Genomic DNA, 21,915 nt, shown 5'->3' with positions numbered 1-21,915 from the left:
TCATCCGCCTTCGGCCTCCGGCGTCTTGCGAAGGGCAACCGGCAGGTTTGCGTCCAGCCACGCCCGCAAGGGGGCAAGAACGCCGGCCTTCATATCCCCCTCCAGCAGGCGCCATACCCGGGGAATGTGGGCAAGATAAGCGGACTTTCCGTCGCGCCGAAAGAGACGCGTGAAGATGCCGAGAATCTTGCAGTTTCGCTGCGCGCCGAGGATCGCGTAAGCCCGCGCGAAGGCTTGCCGGTCGAGCGCCGGAAAGGCCTCGACATAGCGCGCGCACATGCGATCAACCAGGCCGGGCGAAAGGTCGCGTCTTGCGTCCTCAAGCAGCGAGACGACGTCGTAGGCGGCCGGCCCGCGGACCGCGTCCTGGAAATCAAGCAGCCCGCAGGCGCGAACACCCTCGCGCTCCGGCAAATAGATAAGATTGTCCACGTGGTAGTCGCGCAAGACGAGAGTCTCCGGGACGCTCCGGACATGGGCGAAGAGCGGCGGCCACAGCGCGGCGTACGCCGCGCGGGCCTTCTCCGGCACCGGCTTCCCGGTCACGGCCGGCAGGTACCAATCAAGAAGGAGGCACGCCTCTTCCAGAAAGCGCGCGTCCGTATAGGCCGACAGGCCGGGCGGCACCCCCTCGGCCAAGGGCTTGCGATGGAGGTCGATCAACAGATCCATGGCGAGGCGGTAGAGCGGTTCTTCCATGCCCGTCTCGGCCAGGACGCGGGTATAGGTCGCCTCGCCCAGATCCTCGAGCAGCAGAAAGCCGGCCTCGGCGTCGGTGGCGATAATTTCGGGCGCGCTATAGCCAAGCGCGCGAAGATGGCGGGCCAGCTGCAGAAAGGGGCGGACGTCTTCCCGCTCCGGCGGGGCATCCATCAGCACCCAGCGCCCTGCCGCGCCCGAAAGCCGGAAGTAGCGGCGGAAGGAGGCGTCTCCCGCCAGGGGAAAAAGCCTGCTGCCCGCCAGGCCGCAGGCGGCGAGAAAGGCTTCCCTCTGCTGCGTCCGCTCAGGCATCGGAGGCGGCACCCGCTTCGAGGGCTTCGAGATCATCCAGTCTCCGCGCCCAGCTTTCGCGGCCAACCAGCATGGCGTTACGGGCGTCCGGCAGGGGTCCCTGCGTCAGCACGATATCGAGGCGGTCGACGGGCAGCCACCTGCCCAGGCGGCCCGGCCATTCGATGAGGGAAACCCCTTCCGCGAAGGCCTCTTCGATGCCGAGCTCGAAGGCGTCCTCCGCCTTCGCCAGGCGGTAAAGGTCAAAATGCCAGACCGGCAAACCCGGCAGATCGTAGGCCTGCGCCAGGGTGAAGGTCGGCGACGGCACCTCCTCCCGTTCCGCGCCGGCACGGGCGCGAAGGAAGGCGCGGGCGAACGTCGTCTTGCCGGCGCCGAGTTCGCCCGCCAGCCCGATGACGTCACCGCGGCGGACAAGCCCGGCCAGGGCGCGCGCAAGATTCTCCGTCGCCGCCAAGTCGGCGAGAACGCGTTGCAGCACGCGGGTGTCGGAAGCCATTCACCCGTTTGTAGCGGCGGCGCTTGCCGCCTGCAACCGGTGGTCACAAAAAGGAAGGAAGCTCAGGTGCCGGTCTTCATCGGCGGTACGGGCTGCGCCTCGCCGGCGGGCGGCGCCTCGCCTTCCGCAACGTCCCGGGCGGCATAGGGGAGGCGGCAGCGAACGGCCGTACCCTGGCCGGGCTCGGATTGGAGATCGACCTGGCCGTAGTGCAGTTCGACGAACTTCTTCACCAGGGAGAGGCCGAGGCCCGAGCCGCGCCCCTTGCTCGAACTGCCGCGCTCGAACTTCTCGAAGATACGCGTCTGCTCCTCGCGCGGGATGCCGACACCGGTGTCCGTGACCTGCAGGACGAGGTCCGCCCTTTCCTTGCGGGCGGAAAGCGAAACTTCACCGCCCGGCGTGCTGAAGTTTATCGCGTTGTTCAGAAGCTTGAAGAGAACCTGTTTCAGGCGCTGCTTGTCGGCATAGATCGGCGGGGGATTGCCCTGAATATCCATGACGACGGTCAAGTTTTTCTCGTTCGCCTTTTCGCGAACAAGCCGCAGCACTTCTTCCAGCAATGACCGTATCGCCACCTCCTCGCGCCGGATGGGCATCTGGCCGGCTTCGATCAGCGCGAGATCGAGAATGTCGTTGATCAGCGAAAGCAGCACCTGAGAGGAAACGAGAATACCCGCCACGTAATCCTGCTGCCGATCGTTCAGATCGCCGAAGTAGGCGTTTTCCAGAAGCTGGGCGAAGCCGATGATGGTGTTCAAGGGCGTCCGCAACTCGTACGAAACATGGGCGACGAATTCCGACATCAGCTTGTCGGCCGCCAGCAGCGCCTCGTTCCGTTCGCGAAGCGCGTGCTCGACCCGCGTGCTGTCCGTCACGTCCACATAGCGCCAGAGCACGCCGCCGTCCGGCAAGGGCAGGCTGGCAAAATCAATCGCCGTGCCGTCCTGGCGATGAAAGCGTCCGTTTTTCGCGGCGCGTTCGCACGTGCCGGCAACGATCCGCGCCCGCAAGACGGGCCAATCCTCCGGCGCCGCAAAGCGCGCGGACTTGTCGACGATTTCGGAAATATGCGGTTCCCCTTCAAGCTCGTTCGGCGCAAAGCCCCAGATTTGGGCGTAGGTCGGGTTGCTGAGTTTCAGGCGCCCGTCGCTTCCGAACACGGCAACCCCTTCGTAGAGGTTGTCGAGCGATTGCCGCTGTACCTTGATCAGCGTGTTGTAAGAGCGTTCAAGCGCGAGCTTGTCCGTCACGTCCTCGTAGGTGCAAAGCAGCCCCCCGAAAGGATGGGGCGAGACGCTCGAACGCAGCGTGGCGCCATCCGGCAGATGCAAGAGTTCCTCGACCGGGTCGATAAGGGATGTGAAGCGGGCCAGCTGGCCCTTCTTGTAGGCCGGGAAATCCACCGTTTCCGGCAAGCGCCTTCGGGCGCGGAGCGTCTCCAGCACCTCGCCCTGGGTTGGCTCCATCCGCAGCCATTCCTCGTTGAGCCGCCACAGCAGCGCGAAGGCCCGGTTGAAGAATTTAAGCCGCGTGTCCGGCCCGTAGATGGCGATCGCCGTGGCAAGCCCTTCGAGGACCTTTGCCTGGGCGTCGATATGCCGGCCAAGCTCGTCCTGCACGCGATCGACTTCCGTGAAGTCTTGCGCGTAGCCCACCATGCCGGCGGCGGCTGTGAACGGAATCTCGGTGACTTCGAGCAGGCGGCGCACGCCGTCAACGACAAAGTGATGGCTTTCCGATTGCGGCGAGCCGACCCGATGGGCGCGCTTCGCCAAGGCCTGCCCCTGTTCGCCGATGATGCCCTCGGCAAATTCCCGGCCGCGCGCGACCGCCTCCTCGGCGCGCAGGCCGACGACGGAGGCGTACGCCCGGTTGCAAAATTCAAGCTTGAGGTCTGGCCCGCGAAGCCAAACCGGGAACGGCAATTGATCAAGAAGAAACCGAAGCCGCTCGCGGTCTTTCAGAAGTTTCGCGTTGCGCTGGGCGAATTGGGTGAATTGCAGGGCGCGGGCTTCGACCTCGGTTACGTCTTCCAGCCGGACCAGATCGCCGATCGCCTCGCCATCCGCCGATTCAAGCCGCTGTCCGCGCGCCCGCAAGCGACGCGCGTCGTCCGTCGCGAGATCCAGATCGAAACGCCCGGCCCCGGCGCGCAGTTTCGAGACCGCTTTTTGCAATTGCTCGGCCGAGTCGGCTTCGAAGCGCCGAAGCGCCCCCTCGAAACCCGGCCCCGCATCGGTCGCGCCGTCGAAACCAAAGGCGGAAAAATCGCCGAAGGCCGTTTCCTGCGTCTCGCCCGCCCGCCAGAAGAAAAACCCGGCCGACGCCTTTTCTAAAATCGCGTGAAGCTCGGCCATTTCCCGCCGCGCCTTCTCCCCGCGCGCGCCGGCCGCCCGCCGCCTACGCCAGACCGAGCGGAAACCGAGCGGGCCAAGAACCGCAAGACCGACAACGAGGACGGCAAGCCCTTGCAGGAAGGGGTCCGAAAGAGACCCCTCCAGCCCGTTCTCCAGTCCTGCGAACGGGGCGGCGGCAAAGGCGGCGCGACGTTCGGATCCGACGAGACGACGCCTTATCCCCGTTTTCCACATTTTCCACACAACCGAAAGTTTAGGCGCGAACCAGGGCGCGAACAAGCCCGCCGCCGCTGGCGAAGGGTCCCCGCCTAGTAGCGGTAGTGGTCCAGCTTGAAAGGCCCGGCGGGCTTCACGCCAATATATTTGGCCTGCTTTTCCGTAAGCTGCGTGAGTTTCGCCCCAAGCTTCGCGAGGTGGAGCCGGGCAACTTTCTCGTCGAGCCGTTTCGGCAACACATAAACCTTCCGTTCGTAACTCGCGTGGTTTTGCCAGAGCTCGATCTGGGCAAGCACCTGGTTCGAAAAGGAAGCGCTCATCACGAAGCTGGGGTGCCCCGTCGCACAGCCCAGGTTCACGAGGCGTCCCTTGGCCAGCAGGATAAGCCGCTTGCCGTCCGGAAAGACGATTTCGTCCACCTGCGGCTTGACCTCTTCCCACGTGTAATTCCGGAGCGCCTCGACCTGGATTTCGCTGTCGAAATGACCGATGTTGCAAACGATCGCCCGGTCCCGCATCCTCCGCATATGGTCTAGCGTGATGACATCCACGTTGCCGGTCGCGGTGACGAACATGTCACCGATGGACGCAGCCTCGTCCATCGTTGTGACCTCGAACCCTTCCATCGCCGCCTGAAGCGCGCAAATGGGGTCAACCTCCGTCACCAGGACGCGGGCACCCTGGCCGCGCAGCGAGACGGCGCAGCCCTTGCCCACGTCGCCATAGCCGTTCACGACGGCGACCTTACCGGCCAGCATGACGTCGGTCGCCCGTTTGATGCCGTCGATCAAACTCTCGCGGCAGCCGTATAAATTGTCGAATTTCGACTTCGTGACCGAATCGTTCACGTTGATGGCAGGCGCCCGCAAGCGCCCTTCCGCTTCCATCTCGCGCAGGCGAAGCACGCCGGTCGTCGTCTCCTCGGAGATGCCCTTGACGTCCTTCATCAGTTCCGGGAAGCGGTCGTGCATGACGCGGGTCAAATCCCCGCCGTCGTCCAAAAGCAGATTCGGTTGCCAGTCCTTCGCGCCATGAATCGTCTGCTCAACGCACCAGTCGTATTCTTCTTCCGTCTCGCCCTTCCAGGCAAAAACCGGCACGCGGGCGTCCCGGGCGACGGCGGCGGCGGCGTGATCCTGCGTCGAGAAGATGTTGCACGAGCTCCACCGCACCGTGGCGCCCAGCTTGAGCAGGGTTTCGATGAGGACAGCCGTCTGGATCGTCATGTGGAGGCAGCCGGCGATGCGCGCGCCCTTGAGCGGCTGCGCTTGGCCATATTCCTCGCGGAGCGCCATCAGCCCCGGCATCTCCGTCTCGGCGATCGCGATCTCCCGCCGTCCCCAGTCGGCGAGGGCGATATCCTTGACCTTGAAGTCCGTGAAAGAAGTCATGCGCTGCGCCTACCCCGCCCGGTTTTCCGAAAGCTTTGCCCGAAGGGGCCCGAAGGCCCCGGAAAGAAGTCCCGACATAGCAGGATTTTCGCGCCGCGATCAAGCCGCGAAACGCCCGCCCTGGCCTTTAGTCTTCGCCGAACCGGTCGCGCACCAGCGTGCAGAGAGCGTCCATGGCCGCTTCCGCTACGCGACCCGTGGCCCGAATCTCGATCATCGTGCCGCGGCTGGCCGCCAGGGTCAGAAGGCCCATGATCGAAAGCCCCGAAACGATGACACCGCGGCGGGCGACGACGATCTCGGCATCAAACGAGGACGCGCAACGAACGAATTTCGCCGACGCCTGGGCGTGCAGCCCGCGCGCGTTCCGGATCTTGACTCGTCGGCGAAGGAAAGTCGCCGCTTGCTTGCGCCGCACCACGGACATCTCCCGTTACGTCTTTACTTTTTCTTCTTCGGCCAGCAACCGCGAGGCCACATGGATGTATTTGCGCCCCGCGTCTTGTGCCGCCGCCGCCGCCGTTACGATGTCGGTGCCTTCACGCAGGCTCGCAAGCTTGATCAGCATCGGCAGGTTCAACCCGGCAATCACCTCGGCCTTCGCGCGCTCCATGACCGAGATCGCCAGATTCGACGGCGTGCCTCCGAACATATCCGTCAAAACGATGACGCCATCCCCGTCGTCGACTTCCGAAATGCGGTCCAGAATTTCCTGCCGGCGCTTCTCAACGGCGTCGCCGGGATCGATGCACACGGTCCGGATATGACGCTGCGGTCCGACGATATGCTTAAGCGCCCGGACAAATTCCTCCGCAAGACGGCCGTGGGTTACGAGCACGAGTCCGATCATCCGGTTCTCTTAGGCGGGTTTTTCAGGCAAGGCTTCGAGATCGCGATGGCGGAGAAAGGCCCGTTGCCCTTCGCCCGCCAGCCAGCCCTGCAGCTTTTCGGAGACAAAGACCGAACGGTGCCGACCGCCCGTGCAGCCGAGGGCGATCGTCAGGTAGTTCTTGCCTTCTTTCTCAAAACGCGGAAGCAGCAGGCGAAGCATGGCCGTCAGGCTGTCGAAAAAGGGGGCAAAATCGGGGTCCGCCTCGATGTATTCGCAAACCTCCCTATCACGGCCGGTCAAAGGCCGCAACGCCGGGACATAGTGCGGGTTGGCAAGAAAACGGACATCGAAGACGAGGTCCGCCTCGCGGGGAAGGCCGTTCGTATAGGCGAAGGAGGTGAGAAAAAGCAGAAGCTCGGCCGCTTCCTCCTTGGCGAAGATTTCCTTCAGGCGCCGCCGAAGCTCCCAAGGGGTAAGCCGCGTCGTGTCGAAGACGAGGTTGGCGCGGTCGCGAAGGGGCGCCAGCAAACGCCGTTCATGGGCGATGCCGTCCAGCACCGGCCGGTCGCCGGCGGCCGGATGACGGCGGCGGGTTTCTGTGTAGCGGCGCACCAAGACCTCGTCGTCGCAGTCCAGAAACAGAAGCTTGAGATCCAAACCCTCAAGCTCTTCGAGCGAGGCGACCGCCTCCAACAGGTCCTTGACACCGAAATCGCGGGTGCGAACATCAATTCCGATGGCAAGCGGCCGGGCCGAACCGTCCGGCGCGTGCAGAAGCCTCTGAAGAAAGGAAATCGGCAGGTTGTCGATCGCCTCGAAGCCGACATCCTCGAGCGCCCGCAGCGAGGTCGTGTGCCCCGCCCCGGAAAGCCCGGTCACCAGAAGCACCCGGCGCACAGCAGGCAAAGCGGTTTGCCGCGCGTTTTCCATCAGGCCGCAAGCTCCCCGGCGGCAAGGGCGGCAGCCGCGCGGCGCAGCTTCGCCGTCGCCGACACCTCGAAGGGATAAAGCAACATCCGCGGCACGCGAACCCCGAGATAGGTGCAATGCGCGACTTCCGGCAACCGCTCGACGGCCGCAGGCGCGACGAGATCAACCGCGAGGACAAGCGGCGAGGGTTCGGCAAACGGCACCTTCACGATGCCAAGCCCGCGGATCTCCAGGAGGCCGGCGATCGCCGGCGGCGCCGAGGCCAGCAGCCGCCCCTTCCGGGCCGCAAGCCGCGTCTGGTCGTCGGCTATAAGGCAGGCGCCTTCCTCGATCAGGCGAAGGGCGAGATCGGATTTGCCGGCGCCGGAAGGCCCGCGCAGGAGAAACGCCTTTCCTTCCCACGCGAGGGAAGTGCCATATACTTGAATCATGCTGCGCTTTTTCCTCGCCGAAGCCGGGACACCGAGCCAGAAAAGGCTCGCGAGTCGATCGGCACCTTGACTGGGTTGCTTGACTGTCGAGTCTACTCCATCTCCTCGGATAACGGCCCGGCGGTTCCGGGGTTCAGAACCGGTACGACGAGCTCGACCTCGGTCGCCTTGGCGAAACGCAGCCGCAAGGTGAGGGTCTCGCCCTCCCGAAGCGGGCTTTTCAGCCCCATCAGCATGAGGTGCATGGCGCCGGGTTCGAGGCGTACTTCTTGACCCGCCGGCAGCGAAATGGCGTCCAGCGCCACCATACGATGGGTATCGCCTTTCATTTCCTGGCCATGGGGCATTGCCCTGTCAGCCCGCATCGTCTCGACGCTTATCAGGCGGTCATCCCCCGGGCCGCTGTTCCGGATGCTCAGATAGACCGCGCCTGTCGTCGCCCCTTCCGCGCTGGCCCGCGCCCAGGCGTCCGATATCAGCAAGCGGGACTCCCCGCCGTCGCCGCAAGCGGCGACAACCGTAAGAAGTAGCCCAACCAAGGCCAGGGCAAAGCCCCGCGTCGAACGTGTCATGGCAAGATCTTTTCCGTGGCAAGTCTTGAAATCGACCGCCATCTAGCCACAGCCGCCCGGCCCGGAAAAGGCCTTTGGAAAGCGCCAAAGGGCAGCCCGCCACCACCAATAGAAAAGCCGCGGAAAAGGCTGAGATTTACTTCTTTTGTCCAATTGATTCGGCAGTCCGATTTCGGCATGATAGGAGAAAGCTGATTGGGGGGTCGTTCGCCACAGACCTCCCAAAAGTCCCATCGAAACGTCCTGCCCAAGGGGAAAAATGTTGCAGCAGACCAGCCCTGTACGAAGCAGCCATGGGCTTGAACGCCATGGCATCCGCAATCTTTCCCACATTCATTGGAACTACGCCACGCCCACGCTTTGCGAGGAAGCGATCCGGCGCGGCGAGGGTACCCTGGTCCATGGCGGCCCGCTTGCCGTCCATACCGGAGTCCATACCGGACGGGCGCCGAACGACAAATTCTTCACGCAGGAGCCAGGCAACCAGGCCAACATCAACTGGGGAGCCGTCAATCGCCCGATCTCGCTGGCGCAGTTCGACGGCATCTACAAGCGTCTGCTTGGCCATTTCGAAAGCCGGGAGGTCTTCGTTCAGGACTGCTACGGCGGCGGCGATCCAGCGTTCCAACTGCACGTCCGCGTGGTAACGGAAACGGCCTGGCATAGCCTGTTCGCCCGCAACATGTTCATTCGGCCGACCGGCGACGAGCTGCGGGATTTCGTCCCCCAGTTCACGATCCTGCACGCGCCTTCCTTTCGGGCGATTCCGGAAGTGGACGGCACGAACTCGGACGTCTTTATCGTCATCGATTTCTCGAAGCGGCTGGTCCTCATCGGCGGCACGTCTTACGCCGGCGAGATCAAGAAATCCGTCTTCAGCATTCTGAACTACCTGCTGCCGGAACGCGGCGTGCTGCCGATGCACTGCTCGGCCAACATGGGACCGGGCGGCGATACCGCGATCTTCTTCGGCCTTTCGGGTACCGGCAAGACGACGCTCTCGGCCGACCCGAAGCGGACTCTCATCGGCGACGACGAGCACGGCTGGAGCGACAACGGCGTCTTCAATTTCGAAGGCGGCTGCTACGCGAAGGTGATTCGGCTCAGCCCGACGGCGGAACCGGAAATTTTCGCTACGACGCGGCGCTTCGGTACGATCCTTGAGAACGTCGTCTATGACGAAGGAAGCCGGATACTCGACTTAGACGACGCCAGGCTCACGGAAAACACGCGCGCCTCCTACCCGATCGACTTCATCCCGAACGCCAGCAAGGACGGCGCCGGCGGCCATCCAAAAACGATTATCATGCTGACGGCCGACGCTTTCGGCGTGCTGCCCCCGATCAGCCGGCTTTCGCCGGAGCAGGCGATGTACCACTTTCTCTCCGGCTATACGGCGCGCGTCGCCGGCACCGAGAAGGGCTTGGGCAGCGAACCGCAAGCCACTTTCTCGACCTGCTTCGGCGCACCCTTCATGCCGCGCCATCCGACGGTTTACGCCAAGCTTCTGCGCGACAAGATCGCCAAGCACAAGGTGGACTGCTGGCTCGTGAACACCGGCTGGAGCGGTGGTGCCTACGGCACGGGCGAGCGCATGAAGATCGGCCACACCCGAGCGATGGTGCACGCCGCCCTCGACGGGAGGCTGGCGAAGGCAGCCTCGCGGAAGGACCCGCACTTTGGTCTGCACATCCCGGAGAGCTGCCCGAACGTGCCGGACGAGGTGTTGAATCCGCGGCATACCTGGGCCGACAAGAAAGCCTATGACCTCGCGGCGCGGAATTTGACGCAGCGGTTCGAAAAGAATTTCAAACAATTCGAAAATCACGTGGACGAAAAAGTGAAAGCCGCCTCCATTCGCGCGGCTTGAAAAAAAACCTTCGGATCTTCGGGGAGGAGACACCGAAACCGGCCCCCGCCAAGGGGCCGGTTTTTTTTGGCTCAGTGGGCGTCCGCCCAGTTCATGGCTGCGTTCGTTTCGACGACGAGAGGAACGCTCAAGGAAACGGCGGGGGATGCGGCCTCCGCCATGAGGCGGCTGACGAGCGCCTCCGTTTCCTTTGCTTCCCCGGCCGGCACCTCGAAGACGAGTTCGTCGTGCACCTGCAACAGCAGGCGCGCCGCAAGCTTCGCCTGCCGGAGCGCCGGGCCCACGCGAAGCATGGCGCGCTTGATGATATCGGCGGCGGCCCCTTGCAGCGGCGCGTTGATCGCGGCGCGCTCGGAGAAATTGCGGCGCGCCGGGTTTTTATCCTGGATGCCGGGGACGAAGCAGCGCCGCCCGAACAGCGTCGTGACGAAGCCGTGCTCGCGTGCGAAGGCCTTGGTTTTTTCCATATAGGCCTTGATGCCTGGGTAGCGCTCGAAATAAGCGTCGATGTACGCCGCCGCTTCCTTTTGCGAAATACCGAGCTGGCGGGCAAGCCCGAACGGGCTGATCCCGTAGATGATTCCGAAATTGATTGCCTTCGCCTTCCGGCGCACCGTCGGGTCCATGCCCTTGACCGGCACGCCAAAGACCTGGGAGGCGGTGAGCGCGTGGATGTCGATCCCGGCATGGAACGCCTCGCGCAGGGTTCCGACGTCGGCTACTTCGGCCAGCAGGCGAAGTTCGATCTGCGAATAGTCGGCGGAAAGCAGGCAAAAACCCTTCTCGGCGACGAAAGCCCGGCGGATCTTGCGGCCGTCCTCCGTGCGGATGGGAATGTTCTGCAAATTAGGGTCCGAGGAGGCAAGCCTTCCCGTCGAGGTCGCCGCCATCGCATAGGACGTATGCACACGGCCGGTTTCGGGATGGATTTGCTGTATGAGCGCATCCGTATAGGTGCTTTTCAGCTTCGCGATCTGCCGCCAGTCGAGGACGCGGGCTGGCAACGCATGGCCTTCGGCCGCCAGTTCTTCGAGCACGCTCGCGTCCGTGCCGTAGGCGCCGGCCTTTCCCCTCCGGCCGCCGTCCAGGCCCATCTCGTCGAACAAGATTTCGCCCAGCTGCTTCGGCGAGGCGACGTTGAAAGGACGGCCCGCGGCCTTGTGGATCTCGGTCTCGAGCGTCGCCATCCGGCCGGCGAATTCCGCGCTCAGCTTGCGAAGTCCCGCCTTGTCCACGCGAATGCCGGCCGCTTCCATCTCGACGAGGACGGGAACCAGCGGCCGTTCGATCGTCTCATAGACGCGCGTCATGTGGTCCTGGGCAAGGCGGGGCTTCAAAAGCCGATACAGCCTGCCCGTCACGTCGGCGTCCTCGGCCGCGTAGTCGCAGGCCTTTTGCAGCGGAACCTGATCGAAGCGAAGCCGGTTCTTGCCGCTGCCGGCGACGTCTTTGTAGGTGATCGTCTCGATGCCGAGATGAAGCCTGGCAAGCTCGTCCATGCCGTGCCCGTGCAGGCCCCCTTCAAGGGCATAAGAGAGGAGCATCGTATCGTCGAAGGGAAAAATCGAAATCCCGTAGCGGCGGATAACCAGCATGTCGTACTTCAGATTCTGGCCGACCTTGAGGACGCTCGGGTTTTCCAGCAGGGGCTTTAAAAGCTTCAACGCCGCGTCGAAGGCGATCTGCGGCATCCCCTCGCCGGCCTCGCCGGCCAGCGCGAGCGTGCCGTCCTGGGTTTGCCGATGCGAAAGCGGCACGTAGCAGGCCTTCCCCGGCGTCACGGACAGGGAGAAACCGACAAGCTCGGCCTGGGTGGCGTCCAGGCTCGTCGTTTCCGTATCAAAGGCGACGCTACCCGCCTCCTCGGCTGCCGCGATCCAGGCCTTCAGGCGCCCGACCGATTGCACGAGCTCGTAGTCGCGGTCCTTGGCGGACGCCTTGAGCTCCGCGGCGGCTTCCGCCTGCGGCGCACCGCCCGGCATACTGCCTTCGACCCGGGCGACCAGGGTGCGGAAACCCTGCGCCTTAAGGAAGGCAAGAAGCCGCCCCGCATCCGGCTTTCTCACCTTGAAGGATGCGAGCGGGACCGGCATCTCAACGTCGTCGCGGAGCGCCACCAGCTTGCGGGAAACGCGGGCAAGCTCGGCGTTTTCCCGCAACCGCTCGCGGCGCTTTGGCTGCGGGATCTCGTCCGCGTGCCGGAGCAGGTTCTCAAGATCCCCGTATTGCCGGACGAGCTCAGCCGCCGTCTTGACGCCGATGCCGGGAACGCCGGGAATGTTATCGGTCGAATCGCCGGCCAGGGCCTGCACCTCGACGACCTGCTCGGGGCCGACACCGAATTTTTCCTCCACCTCCTTAGGTCCGATCCTGCGATTCCGCATGGCGTCGAACATCGTGACCGGGCCGCCGACAAGCTGCATCAAGTCCTTGTCGGAGGAAACGATTGTCACCTCCGCGCCCTCGCGCGCGGCGGCGCGCGCGTAGGTCGCGATCAGATCGTCCGCCTCGAAGCCCTTCAGCTCGACCGCGGACACGGCAAAGGCTTCCGTCGCCTCGCGCACCAGCGCGAACTGGGGGATCAGGTCCTCCGGCGTCTCGGGCCGGTTGGCCTTGTAGGCAGGGTAGATCGCGTTCCGGAAACTCACCCGGTCCGAATCGAAGACGACGGCGATGTGGTCGGCATCCGTTTCGTTCAGAAGCTTCATCAGCATCTGCGTGAAGCCGAAGACGGCGCCGACCGGCGTGCCGTCGGGGCGGGTCAGGGAAGGAAGGGCATGGTAGGCGCGAAAAATAAAGCCGGAGCCGTCAACAAGGAAGACGTGCTTGGGCTTCGCGCTCAAGGTTCAATGCTTTCCGGAGCACTTTCCTTGAGGACGAAGCGGCGGCTGCAATAGGGGCAAACGACCTCGCCCCTTTCTTCCATGTCCAGGAAAACGCGGGGATGCCCCGCCCCGCCGCCGCCGTCGCAAGCAACGATCGGGTGGCCCGCCAACACCGTATCCGCTTCCATGTTTTTGGTCTTTCCTTGATCCCGCAAATGATTCGACGGATGATACCGATTGGAAGCGGACAATCAACCGCCAGCCCCTTAAGCTTTAGCACATGAACGAAACAACTCCAGGGAAAGCGGCGCCCGGGCTTTCCGAAAACGCCATCGAAATCCGGGGGTTGCGGAAGGTCTATGGAGAAGGCGCCGGGCTGGGCGGCGTACTGGCGCTTGAGAACTTCGACCTTGAGATTCCCCGCGGCGTCTTCTTCGGGCTTTTAGGGCCGAACGGCGCCGGGAAGTCTACCCTCATCAACGTCCTGGCCGGGTTGACGGTAAAGACGGCCGGCCAGGTTCGCGTCTGGGGCCATGACCTCGACCGGGAACCGAGGCTCGCCCGCGCCGCGATCGGCGTCGTGCCGCAGGAACTCAACCTCGATCCCTTTTTCACGCCGAGGGAGGCGCTGGAAATGCAGGCGGGGTTCTACGGGGTTCCGAAGAAGGCGCGCCGGACGGACGCGATTCTCCGCGCGCTCCGGCTTTCGGACAAAGCCGACGCCTACGCCCGCAGTCTTTCCGGCGGCATGCGGCGGCGGCTGCTCATCGCGAAGGCGATGGTCCACGACCCGCCGATCCTGGTGCTGGACGAGCCGACGGCGGGCGTCGACGTCGAACTTCGCCAGCAGATCTGGGAGCTTCTCCGTGAGCTGAAGGCGGAAGGCACGACGGTCCTGCTCACGACGCATTACCTGGAAGAAGCCGAGCGGCTTTGCGAACGGATCGCCATCCTCGATCACGGACGGCTCGTCGCTTGCGACAGCACGGAAGCGCTGCTTCGCCGGATGGACCAGCGGGAGATCGTCGTAACAGTGGCCGAAGACCTGCACGCGGTGCCGGCGGCTCTCGGGCGCTTCCGGGTGAGTTTCCAGCCGCCGCGCTGCCTGCGCTTTGGCTTCCGAACAAGCGAGACCGGCATCGTTGAAATCCTCAAGGCCGTGCACGACGCGGGTTTAAACCTGACCGACCTTTCGACGCGGGAAAGCGACCTCGAGGATCTTTTCCTGCAACTCACGCAAAGCCCCGCGGCGCGGCGGGAAGAAAGGCCGGGTCGGTGAGCCGGCTCTTTTTTGCCTTTCTTCTTCTGCTCCCGCTTTCCGCCTGCGCACCGCTCAGCCTTGGCGCCGGGCCGGCCGCCGTCGAGCCAAGGCTTTTCGAAGACCGCATCCGCATGGCGGACGGCGCCGAGCTGCCGCTCGCGCGTTTCCTGCCCGAGGAAAAACCGCAGGCGATTCTCCTGAGCCTGCACGGTTTCAACGATTACCGGCTTACCTTCGAGGCGCCGGCCCGCACCCTGGCCCGGCACGGCATCGCAGTCTACGCCTACGACCAGCGTGGCTTCGGCCAGGCGCCCAACCGCGGCCTGTGGCCGGGGGAGAAAACCCTGACCGGGGATGCGCGAACCGCGGCTGCACTCCTGCGCGAAGCCTACCCGGAAACCCCGCTTTATCTTTTGGGCGAAAGCATGGGGGGTGCCGTCCTGCTCGCCGCGCTTGCCGAAGCCCCGCTTGAAGCCGACGGCATCGTGCTGACATCCCCCGCCCTTCGCGCGCGGAAGACGATGCGCTTCTACGAACCCGCCCTTCTCTGGCTTGCCGCCCACACGCTGCCATGGGCGAAGCTTTCGAGCCGCGGTCTGGATATCCCGCCTTCCGATAACATCGAGATGCTGAAGGCCCTCGGCCGCGATCCCAACGTCATCAAGAAAAGCCGGGTGGACGCGCTGTGGGGGCTTGTGAACCTGATGGACGACGCGCTTGCCGCCGTCGACCGGCTCAAGGGGCCGGCGCTGATTCTCTATGGCGAGAAGGACGAAATCGTGCCGAAGGACGCCTTCCGGGTGATGGTCGCGCAGCTGCCACGGCCGCGGCCGAACGACGTGCGGATCGCGGTTTACGAGAAAGGTTACCACTTGCTGCTGCGCGATTTGCAGGCCAAGACCGTGCTGGAAGACCTCGCCAGTTGGATATTGGCAGAGGAAACCCCGCTGCCCTCCGGCGCCGAGGAGGTGGCCCGGGCCTGGCTCCTGACGGAGAGAGAGAGGGCGGATCGGTTTGCAGCCGCCTCCCCTTTGGAGTAGGTTTTCCACCTTCGCGAATGCACCCGTAGCTCAGCTGGATAGAGCGCTGCCCTCCGAAGGCAGAGGTCGTGAGTTCGAATCTCGCCGGGTGCGCCAGCTACCTTGTTGATAAACAAGAATTATTATATTTCCAACTTCAATGGGCCCGGTGCATTGGTTGGCCGGAGCACCCCATGGGGCACGGCAGTAACCATAGCGGTCTCGATGGAAAGCGAAGGCTTCCGTCTTGTTACCAGCGGTCGCCGTTATTCGGACGGCCTTCGGTAGGCGGACGGGTTGCCAGACCGTGGTTGCGATGCATCAACGCACGGTAATTTTTCCTTCCATGCCCACTTCGGCGTGGCCCGGGTAGTTGCAGGCGAATTCGAAAACGCCTGGCTTCGTGAATTGCCAGACCAAGGTCTTTGTCTCGCCGGGCTCGGAGTCGACGGAATTACCGTGCATCTTGTGTTCCGGCATCTTGGCATCCATTTCGGCGTGACTCACGCCGGTCATCTCGGCCATCATCTTCCGGTGCGTTTGCTGCATCGCCGCGTCGCCAATCGTTATCTCGTGATTTTGTTCGCCTTTGTTGACGAGCACGAACTTCACGGTCTCGCCCATCTTGAAGGTGAGCTCTTGGGTGCTGAAAGCGATCTCGGTCGCCTCTAACGTCACGGTCCGGGTGACCTTCTTGGGATCGCCGGGTCGGCCGAAGGCCACCTCCTCGGCTATTTTGTGATCACCCCTGGCCAGCGCCGCGCCGGAAACGGAAAGCATCGCCATGGCGGCAAAAACGAAAAACCTCTTGTTCATGCTGCAATCTCCACAAGTCTTTTGGTCAAAGCCAGAATCGAAGTCCAAGCCGAACCGTGAACTCTTCCGGGTCCTCGCCCGCCGCACGGATACGACTCGCCGTTTCGCCAACCGCGCGCGCATAATTCACGTCGACGTAGGGTGCAAATTCTCGAAGGATCTCGTAGCGAAATTGAAGCCCAACCTCAATGTCGGACAGCCCTGCCCCAACATGACGGTCCGGCACGTCTTGCGCGTAAAGATTCAATTCAATATGTGGCTCGGCAATAAACCTTTGCGTGATCAAGAGATCGATGGCCTGCACGATCCGCGCGCTCACGTCACCCTTGTCGCTTACAAAGGCATGCGCGCTTGTTTCGAAGAAGTACTTCGCCAGTCCTTCGATACCGATGACCGCATAGGTTACGGTTGTTGGCTCGAAATCCTGGCGAATGCCCGCCTGCACATCCCAGAAGGCGGCGATGTTGCGGCTATACATCCCCCAAAGTTCGGCCTGTTCGGTCTTGCCGCCGAGGGTTTCGCCCTCGGATCGGAACCAGGCCTTGTCCCGGTCGCCGCCGATCCAGCCGGAGGCGTCCCACGCGAAGAGATCCTTGCCATCGCTCTTCGACCAGTCGACCTCGGCGCGAACCAGGTGAAAGACCTGGCCGCCATGTTCCCCATCCATGGCTAGGGCGGGAACGGCCGAGAGGATGAACGCGGCGGCGGCGATCTCAAGGATAGGGCGCCGGGTCATTGCGACACCTCGGCGGTCATGCGCGCGACGACGGCTTTCGTCATCATCCCGGCGCTCATATGATAGAGCAAGTGGCAATGGAAGGCCCATTCGCCGATTTCGTCCGCCGTCAGCAGCACGGAATAGCTCTGTCCCGGCGCCACGTTGACGACGTGCTTGTTCGGCAGGCGCCCCGCGGGCTGACCGTTGACCAACTGCACGAACATGCCGTGTAGGTGCATGGGATGCGCCATCATCGTTTCATTGACGAAGGTAAGCTTCACGCGTTCGCCATATTGGAGTTGGATGGGTTCGGCGTCTTCGAATTTCCGGCCGTTGATCGTCCAGATGAAACGCTCCATGTTGCCGCCAAGACGCACGCGGATCTCGCGGCCTGGCTCGCGCGTGTCTTTCTGCAGCGTGAGCGATTTTAAGTCGCTGTAAGAAAGCGCCTTCATGCCTTTCGGGGTCGACGCATCCGCCCAGCCGCGCGGCTCTCTTGTCTCTTCCTTCGATAAGCCCATGGGCGCCTGGTCCATGCCGGCCATGTCGCCATGGTCCATCCCCTGCATGCCGCGCGTCGAGCCCTGATCCATGTCGCCATGCGCCATCCCCATATCGGCCATGGTGAGGAGCGTGCGCGGCCGGCGTTCGGGGATGTCGCCGGTCATGCCGTCGCGCGGGGCGAGCGTGCCGCGTGCGTAGCCGCTGCGATCGACGGATTCGGCGAAGATCGTGTAGGCCTTGTCGTCCTTTGGAGTGACGATGACGTCGTAAGTCTCGGCAACGGCAATGCGGAATTCGTCAACGGGCACGGGCTGGACATTTTGACCGTCCGCCTGGATCACGATCATCTTCAATCCCGGAATGCGCAGGTCGTAATAGGTCATCGCCGATGCATTGATAAAACGCAGGCGTATCCGTTCTCCCGGCTTGAAGAAGCCGGTCCAATTCGCCTCCGGGGATTTGCCGTTGACGAGAAAAGTGTAGCCCGAGGCGACATCGGCAAGATCGGTGGGGTCCATGCGCATTTGGCCCCAATCGAGTCGATCGCGGATGCTCGTCCAGAGGCCGTCTCGCCGGGCGTCGCGGAAAAAGTCGACGATCGTCCGCTTGCTATAGTTGTAGTAGCCCGAATCGGCCTTGAGGTTAGCCAGGATCTGGTCCGGATCGTCGGCCGGAAAATCCGAGAGCACCACGATATAGTCGCGGTCGACCTTCACGATATCCGCTTTGGCGGGCTCGATGACGATCGAGCCATAGAGGCCGGCCTGCTCCTGCGTTCCGGAATGGGAGTGGTACCAGTAGGTGCCGCTTTGGCGGACGGTGAATCGGTAAGTGAAAGTCTCGCCGGACAAGATCCCGGGAAAGCCGCCGAGGCCAGGAACGCCGTCCATCTCCGGCGAGATCAGGAATCCGTGCCAATGGATCGACGCCGTCTCGCCGAGGCGGTTCGTCACGCGGACCGTTACCGGCTCGCCTTCCCTGAAGCGAAGGGTTGGCGCGGGCAATTCCCCATTGATGGTCAGCGCCTTGACCGGCTTTCCGGTGACATTGACCTCGGTCCTGTCGATGACAAGGTCGTATTCTCCGGCCCGCACCGGACCGCCCACCCCAAGGGCGATGAACAGGCCGGCCAGAAGCGCGATATTTAAGCGGTTGAACGCATACGACACGTCTCATCTCCTCGAAAGCGCCATCGTTACGGCAGCCGAAATGGCAGCCGATCGCATCACGTCGAGGAAGATGCTTAGATCAGGAGACGGCCGGTGCGCGCAAAAACAGCGGCATAAGAAGGCGAGCCACGCGCTGCGGCGCCGAAATTCGGGCTGCGCAAATTATGTCCTGACGCCGTGTAGGCGAGGAGAGCCAGAGGCCAGCGGACGACGAGGGCTTTGGCTGTCGGCGCCGGGGCGGGCGAGACCGACTGCAAGTTGACGAGAGTCCGTACATCCGAGACGACACAGTCTTGGCCGCCCGACCCATTGTCCTGGTGATGGGCCGGACCGGATCCGTGCGTTTCAGCGGCAGCCGCGCTCTTGACGCCCACGAACGCATCGAGGCCCGGCACGCAGTGCACGACGGCGGCGTTCAAAAGAACGCTCGCGAGAAACAGGCCCAGCACTATGATCGTTCGGTTGCGCATCATGCCCCGATGCTTGCCGCCTTCGGAAATGGCAGAGGAAAAGTAGTGGTATCTTAAGACCAGTCTGATTGCAGGACAAGGCTTGGCATTTGAACTTTCTATGCCATGCGCCCACGGAATGGCGGCTAGAAATTCAAACTGGCCCACTACCGTCCTTCAAGCACCCTTAACCGCCGCCGAAAATCCTGTTAACGTGAAGATGGTTGGCCGCGTTTCCGGTTCATGCTCGGCGAAACGCCGCGGCGGCCAACACCATCCCTGCAATAAAGGCCTGTCGTAAAGGCCCGCCGTAAAGGAAAGGAGAGACCGCTCATGACCCGCCGCGACGTCGTGCTCTGCAGCCCAGTCCGAACCGCCATCGGCACCTACAACGGTTCCCTCAAGGCGATACCTGCCACCGAGCTCGGCGCCACCGTCCTGCGCGAGACGCTGAAACGCGCCAAGCTCGACCCGGCCAAGCTCGACGCCGTGATCTTCGGCAACGTCCTCCAGGCCGGCAACAAGATGAACCCGGCGCGGCAGGCGGCAATGCATGGCGGCGTACCGATCGGCGTGCCGGCGATGACCGTCAACCGGGTCTGCGGCTCGGGCGCCCAGGCGATTGCCTCGGCCGCCCAGGAAGTCTGGCTGGGGTTTGCCGACGCCGCCATCGCTGGCGGCATAGAGAACATGGACGCCGCTCCCTATCTAATGGGCGGCGGGCGGTGGGGCTACCGCATGGGCGACGCCGAAATCTATGACTCGATGCTGCGCGACGGCCTGAACGACGCTTTCTCCGGCAAACATTCGGGCTGGCACACCGAAGATCTGGCCCAGAAGTACCAGATCAACCGCGCGGAGCAGGACCGCTGGGCCGAACGCTCGCAGAAACGCTTCGCGGCGGCGCAGGCCGCCGGCAAGTTCGACGCCGAGATCGTCGCCGTCGAAATCAAGGGCCGGAAGGGGCCGGAGCCCTTTGCCAAGGACGAGCACAACCGCCCCGACACCACCTTCGAATCCCTTGCCAAACTCAAACCCGCCTTTCGCCCGGACGGCACCATCACGGCCGGTAGCGCGCCCGGGCTCAACACCGGCGCGGCGTGCCTGATCGTGGCGGAGCGGGGGTTTGCCGATACGCACGGGCTCGACCCGGCGGCGCGTCTCGTAAGCTATGGCGTCGGCGCCGTCGAGCCGGGCCTGTTCGGGATGGGGCCGGTGCCGGCCGTGCACCAGGTTCTCGACCGCGCTGGCTGGACCATGGGCGATATCGAGCGCATCGAGATCAACGAAGCCTTCGCGGCGATCGCGGTTGCGGTTTATCGCGAGCTCGGCCTTGCCGAGGACATCGTCAACGTCGAGGGCGGCGCCATCGCGCACGGGCACCCGATCGGCGCGACGGGCGCGGTCTTAACGACCCGCCTTCTGCACGCGATGCGCCGCGATGGGATAAGGCGCGGTGTCGTCACCCTCTGCATCGGCGGCGGCCAGGGCATCGCCCTGGCGCTGGAGGCAATCTAGTTTCCTCGAAGCGGCGGCGGAACGTCGCCGGCTAGCCTTGCCGGAATTTGGCGTCGTAGGGTGCGCCATGCTTTCCTACCGACACGGCTTTCATGCCGGAAATCACGCCGACGTGCTGAAGCACGCCATTTTCGTTTTCCTCGCCCGCCACCTGCAGCGAAAGGCGGGTGGCGTGCTTTTCCTCGACACCCACGCCGGCGCCGGCCTGTACGATTTGCGCGCGGCGGCGGCGGAAAAGACCGGCGAATTCCGGGAAGGGATCGCCCGGGTCCTGCCCCGAAAGGCGACCGCGCCGGCGCTTTTGCGCGACTACCTTGCCCTGGTCGAGGCCTGGAATCCATCCGCCGCGCCGACCACCTATCCGGGTTCGCCGGCGCTGGCCGCGGCGTTCCGGCGGCCGCAGGATCGCGTCGTCCTTTTCGAACTTCACCCGACGGATTTCCAGTGCCTCGCCGACCACACGCGCCGGGAGAAACGCCTCGCCATCCACCACGCCGACGGCCTCAAGGGCTTGCTCGCCCATGTGCCGCCGATCGAGCGGCGCGGCCTTTTCCTCATCGACCCAAGCTACGAGATCAAGGACGATTACGAAGACGTCGTCGCCACGCTGATCAAGGCATGGCGAAAGTTTGCGACCGGCGTTTACGCGCTCTGGTACCCGGTGATCGAGCGCCGCCGCGTTCACGAAATGGAAACGGCCCTTCGGAAAAGCGGAGCCCGGAAGATTTATCGCGTCGAGTTCTGCGTGGCGCCGGACACCAGGGGACACGGCATGACCGGCAGCGGCCTCTTCATCCTAAATCCGCCCTTCACGCTGGCCCCGGCCGTCGCGGGCGCCCTGCCCTGGCTGGCCGAAACCCTGGGCGCCAAGGGGCCGGTACGGGCGGATTGGCTGGTCCCCGAATAATCGCTCGGGACTCACTCGAAGCGTTCGCATTCCCGCGAAGCGGCGCCCCAGAAGTCCTCGCACTGCGCCTTCGTCATCGGCCCCTTATCCTTGATCTTCGCAGCGACGAAGGCGGCGACCCGGGCGATCTCTTCTTCATTCAAGCGCTTGGCAGGCGAGGGCGGCTTGTCTTCGCCCAGGTCCTGCAACGTCATCCCATAGCAGTCGTACCCCTTGTAAGCCCGGCGATGGAAAGCGGGCATGCCGGTGCTGGGCCGCCCGCAGGCGACGACTTCGACAATTTGTTCCAGGTTGAGTATCGTATCGCGAAGCGAAAGCGCCGCCCCGCCATAGCCGCCGCCGCCATCGCCATGCCATTTGTGGCAGCCGATGCAATTCGCTTCCTTGTAAACCTCCTTGCCGCGGGCAATCTCGGCATCCTCTGCGACCATTGCCGCGGGCTCGGGTGCTGGCGCCGAAGACCCGACGGCGGCTTCCACCAGGTCGGGGGATGCTGTCTCGACCGCGACCGGCGTCGAGTTCGCCGGTGATGGCCGGTTGCCAAACCAAAGGGCGCTAAGCACGCCGCATGCCAGAAGAACGGCGAGGAGATTGGGCAGGAGGGTTTTGCGGTTCAT

The 21,915-nt window shown here is 63.8% G+C and carries 21 protein-coding genes and 1 tRNA gene; 6 read left to right on the top strand and 16 right to left on the bottom strand.

Going from position 1 to position 21,915, the window contains the following annotated elements:
- The 9 genes from AB1781_06200 to AB1781_06160 form a co-directional block, all read right to left on the bottom strand.
- The gene (locus AB1781_06200) at positions 1-1,011 is read right to left on the bottom strand and encodes a phosphotransferase (GenBank protein MEW5704164.1); all 1,011 of its coding nucleotides are present in this window, start codon (positions 1,009-1,011) and stop codon (positions 1-3) included.
- The gene (tsaE, locus tag AB1781_06195; protein MEW5704163.1) at positions 1,004-1,510 is read right to left on the bottom strand and encodes a tRNA (adenosine(37)-N6)-threonylcarbamoyltransferase complex ATPase subunit type 1 TsaE; all 507 of its coding nucleotides are present in this window, start codon (positions 1,508-1,510) and stop codon (positions 1,004-1,006) included. Before tsaE ends, AB1781_06200 begins: the two co-directional genes overlap by 8 nt.
- A 62-nt stretch (positions 1,511-1,572) precedes the next feature.
- Positions 1,573-4,104: an ATP-binding protein gene (locus AB1781_06190; GenBank protein MEW5704162.1), complete on the bottom strand. Its 2,532-nt coding sequence runs from the start codon at positions 4,102-4,104 to the stop codon at positions 1,573-1,575.
- Between the two features lie 74 nt (positions 4,105-4,178).
- The gene (gene ahcY / locus AB1781_06185) at positions 4,179-5,477 is read right to left on the bottom strand and encodes an adenosylhomocysteinase (protein MEW5704161.1); all 1,299 of its coding nucleotides are present in this window, start codon (positions 5,475-5,477) and stop codon (positions 4,179-4,181) included.
- A 127-nt stretch (positions 5,478-5,604) separates the two neighbouring features.
- Complete coding sequence (locus tag AB1781_06180) at positions 5,605-5,904, bottom strand: HPr family phosphocarrier protein (GenBank protein ID MEW5704160.1); 300 nt, start codon at positions 5,902-5,904, stop codon at positions 5,605-5,607.
- A gap of 6 nt (positions 5,905-5,910) precedes the next feature.
- Positions 5,911-6,327, bottom strand: coding sequence for a PTS sugar transporter subunit IIA (locus AB1781_06175; GenBank protein ID MEW5704159.1), 417 nt, complete (start codon positions 6,325-6,327; stop codon positions 5,911-5,913).
- Positions 6,328-6,336: 9 nt separating this feature from the next.
- On the bottom strand, positions 6,337-7,239 hold the full coding sequence (gene rapZ, locus AB1781_06170) for an RNase adapter RapZ (protein ID MEW5704158.1): 903 nt from the start codon (positions 7,237-7,239) through the stop codon (positions 6,337-6,339).
- Complete coding sequence (locus AB1781_06165; protein MEW5704157.1) at positions 7,239-7,670, bottom strand: HPr kinase/phosphatase C-terminal domain-containing protein; 432 nt, start codon at positions 7,668-7,670, stop codon at positions 7,239-7,241. The genes rapZ and AB1781_06165 overlap by 1 nt, the downstream gene beginning before the upstream one ends.
- 92 nt (positions 7,671-7,762) lie before the next feature.
- A complete protein-coding gene (locus AB1781_06160) occupies positions 7,763-8,242 on the bottom strand; it encodes a copper chaperone PCu(A)C (GenBank protein ID MEW5704156.1) in 480 nt (159 codons plus the stop codon).
- A 259-nt stretch (positions 8,243-8,501) separates the two neighbouring features.
- On the opposite strand from AB1781_06160, the gene AB1781_06155 reads away from it, so the two are divergent.
- A complete protein-coding gene (locus AB1781_06155; protein ID MEW5704155.1) occupies positions 8,502-10,112 on the top strand; it encodes a phosphoenolpyruvate carboxykinase in 1,611 nt (536 codons plus the stop codon).
- A gap of 71 nt (positions 10,113-10,183) precedes the next feature.
- Here the strand turns inward: AB1781_06155 and polA are convergent, their stop codons facing one another.
- Both polA and AB1781_06145 read right to left on the bottom strand, forming a co-directional pair.
- Entirely contained in the window at positions 10,184-12,955 is a 2,772-nt protein-coding gene (polA, locus tag AB1781_06150) for a DNA polymerase I (GenBank protein ID MEW5704154.1), read from the bottom strand.
- Entirely contained in the window at positions 12,952-13,125 is a 174-nt protein-coding gene (locus AB1781_06145) for a zinc-finger domain-containing protein (GenBank protein MEW5704153.1), read from the bottom strand. Before AB1781_06145 ends, polA begins: the two co-directional genes overlap by 4 nt.
- A gap of 92 nt (positions 13,126-13,217) precedes the next feature.
- On the opposite strand from AB1781_06145, the gene AB1781_06140 reads away from it, so the two are divergent.
- The 3 genes from AB1781_06140 (at position 13,218) to AB1781_06130 (ending at position 15,334) form a co-directional block, all read left to right on the top strand.
- Positions 13,218-14,216 carry an ABC transporter ATP-binding protein gene (locus AB1781_06140; protein ID MEW5704152.1) on the top strand — a complete coding sequence of 333 codons (999 nt, stop codon included), beginning with the start codon at positions 13,218-13,220 and terminating at the stop codon, positions 14,214-14,216.
- The gene (locus AB1781_06135; protein MEW5704151.1) at positions 14,213-15,238 is read left to right on the top strand and encodes a lysophospholipase; all 1,026 of its coding nucleotides are present in this window, start codon (positions 14,213-14,215) and stop codon (positions 15,236-15,238) included. The genes AB1781_06140 and AB1781_06135 overlap by 4 nt, the downstream gene beginning before the upstream one ends.
- 19 nt (positions 15,239-15,257) lie before the next feature.
- A tRNA-Arg gene (locus tag AB1781_06130) sits at positions 15,258-15,334 on the top strand.
- Between the two features lie 204 nt (positions 15,335-15,538).
- Here AB1781_06130 and AB1781_06125 read toward each other — a convergent pair.
- The 4 genes from AB1781_06125 to AB1781_06110 form a co-directional block, all read right to left on the bottom strand.
- Positions 15,539-16,033: a plastocyanin/azurin family copper-binding protein gene (locus AB1781_06125; GenBank protein MEW5704150.1), complete on the bottom strand. Its 495-nt coding sequence runs from the start codon at positions 16,031-16,033 to the stop codon at positions 15,539-15,541.
- Positions 16,034-16,058: 25 nt separating this feature from the next.
- Positions 16,059-16,769 carry a copper resistance protein B gene (locus tag AB1781_06120; GenBank protein ID MEW5704149.1) on the bottom strand — a complete coding sequence of 237 codons (711 nt, stop codon included), beginning with the start codon at positions 16,767-16,769 and terminating at the stop codon, positions 16,059-16,061.
- Entirely contained in the window at positions 16,766-18,424 is a 1,659-nt protein-coding gene (locus AB1781_06115; protein ID MEW5704148.1) for a copper resistance system multicopper oxidase, read from the bottom strand. Before AB1781_06115 ends, AB1781_06120 begins: the two co-directional genes overlap by 4 nt.
- A gap of 74 nt (positions 18,425-18,498) precedes the next feature.
- Positions 18,499-18,897 (bottom strand): hypothetical protein, encoded by a 399-nt coding sequence (locus AB1781_06110; protein MEW5704147.1) that lies wholly within the window; start codon positions 18,895-18,897, stop codon positions 18,499-18,501.
- Positions 18,898-19,206: 309 nt separating this feature from the next.
- Here AB1781_06110 and AB1781_06105 point away from each other — a divergent pair, with 309 nt between their 5' ends.
- Together AB1781_06105 and rlmJ are read left to right on the top strand one after the other, a co-directional pair.
- The gene (locus tag AB1781_06105) at positions 19,207-20,391 is read left to right on the top strand and encodes an acetyl-CoA C-acetyltransferase (protein MEW5704146.1); all 1,185 of its coding nucleotides are present in this window, start codon (positions 19,207-19,209) and stop codon (positions 20,389-20,391) included.
- 67 nt (positions 20,392-20,458) lie between these two features.
- On the top strand, positions 20,459-21,298 hold the full coding sequence (gene rlmJ, locus AB1781_06100; GenBank protein ID MEW5704145.1) for a 23S rRNA (adenine(2030)-N(6))-methyltransferase RlmJ: 840 nt from the start codon (positions 20,459-20,461) through the stop codon (positions 21,296-21,298).
- Positions 21,299-21,309: 11 nt separating this feature from the next.
- Here the strand turns inward: rlmJ and AB1781_06095 are convergent, their stop codons facing one another.
- Positions 21,310-21,915 carry a cytochrome c gene (locus AB1781_06095; protein ID MEW5704144.1) on the bottom strand — a complete coding sequence of 202 codons (606 nt, stop codon included), beginning with the start codon at positions 21,913-21,915 and terminating at the stop codon, positions 21,310-21,312.

The sequence above is a fragment of the Pseudomonadota bacterium genome (genome assembly GCA_040752895.1).
In the GTDB taxonomy this organism is placed as follows: Bacteria; Pseudomonadota; Alphaproteobacteria.
Note: the sequence above shows the minus strand (reverse complement) of the source record. Positions and strands in the feature narration are given on the sequence as shown.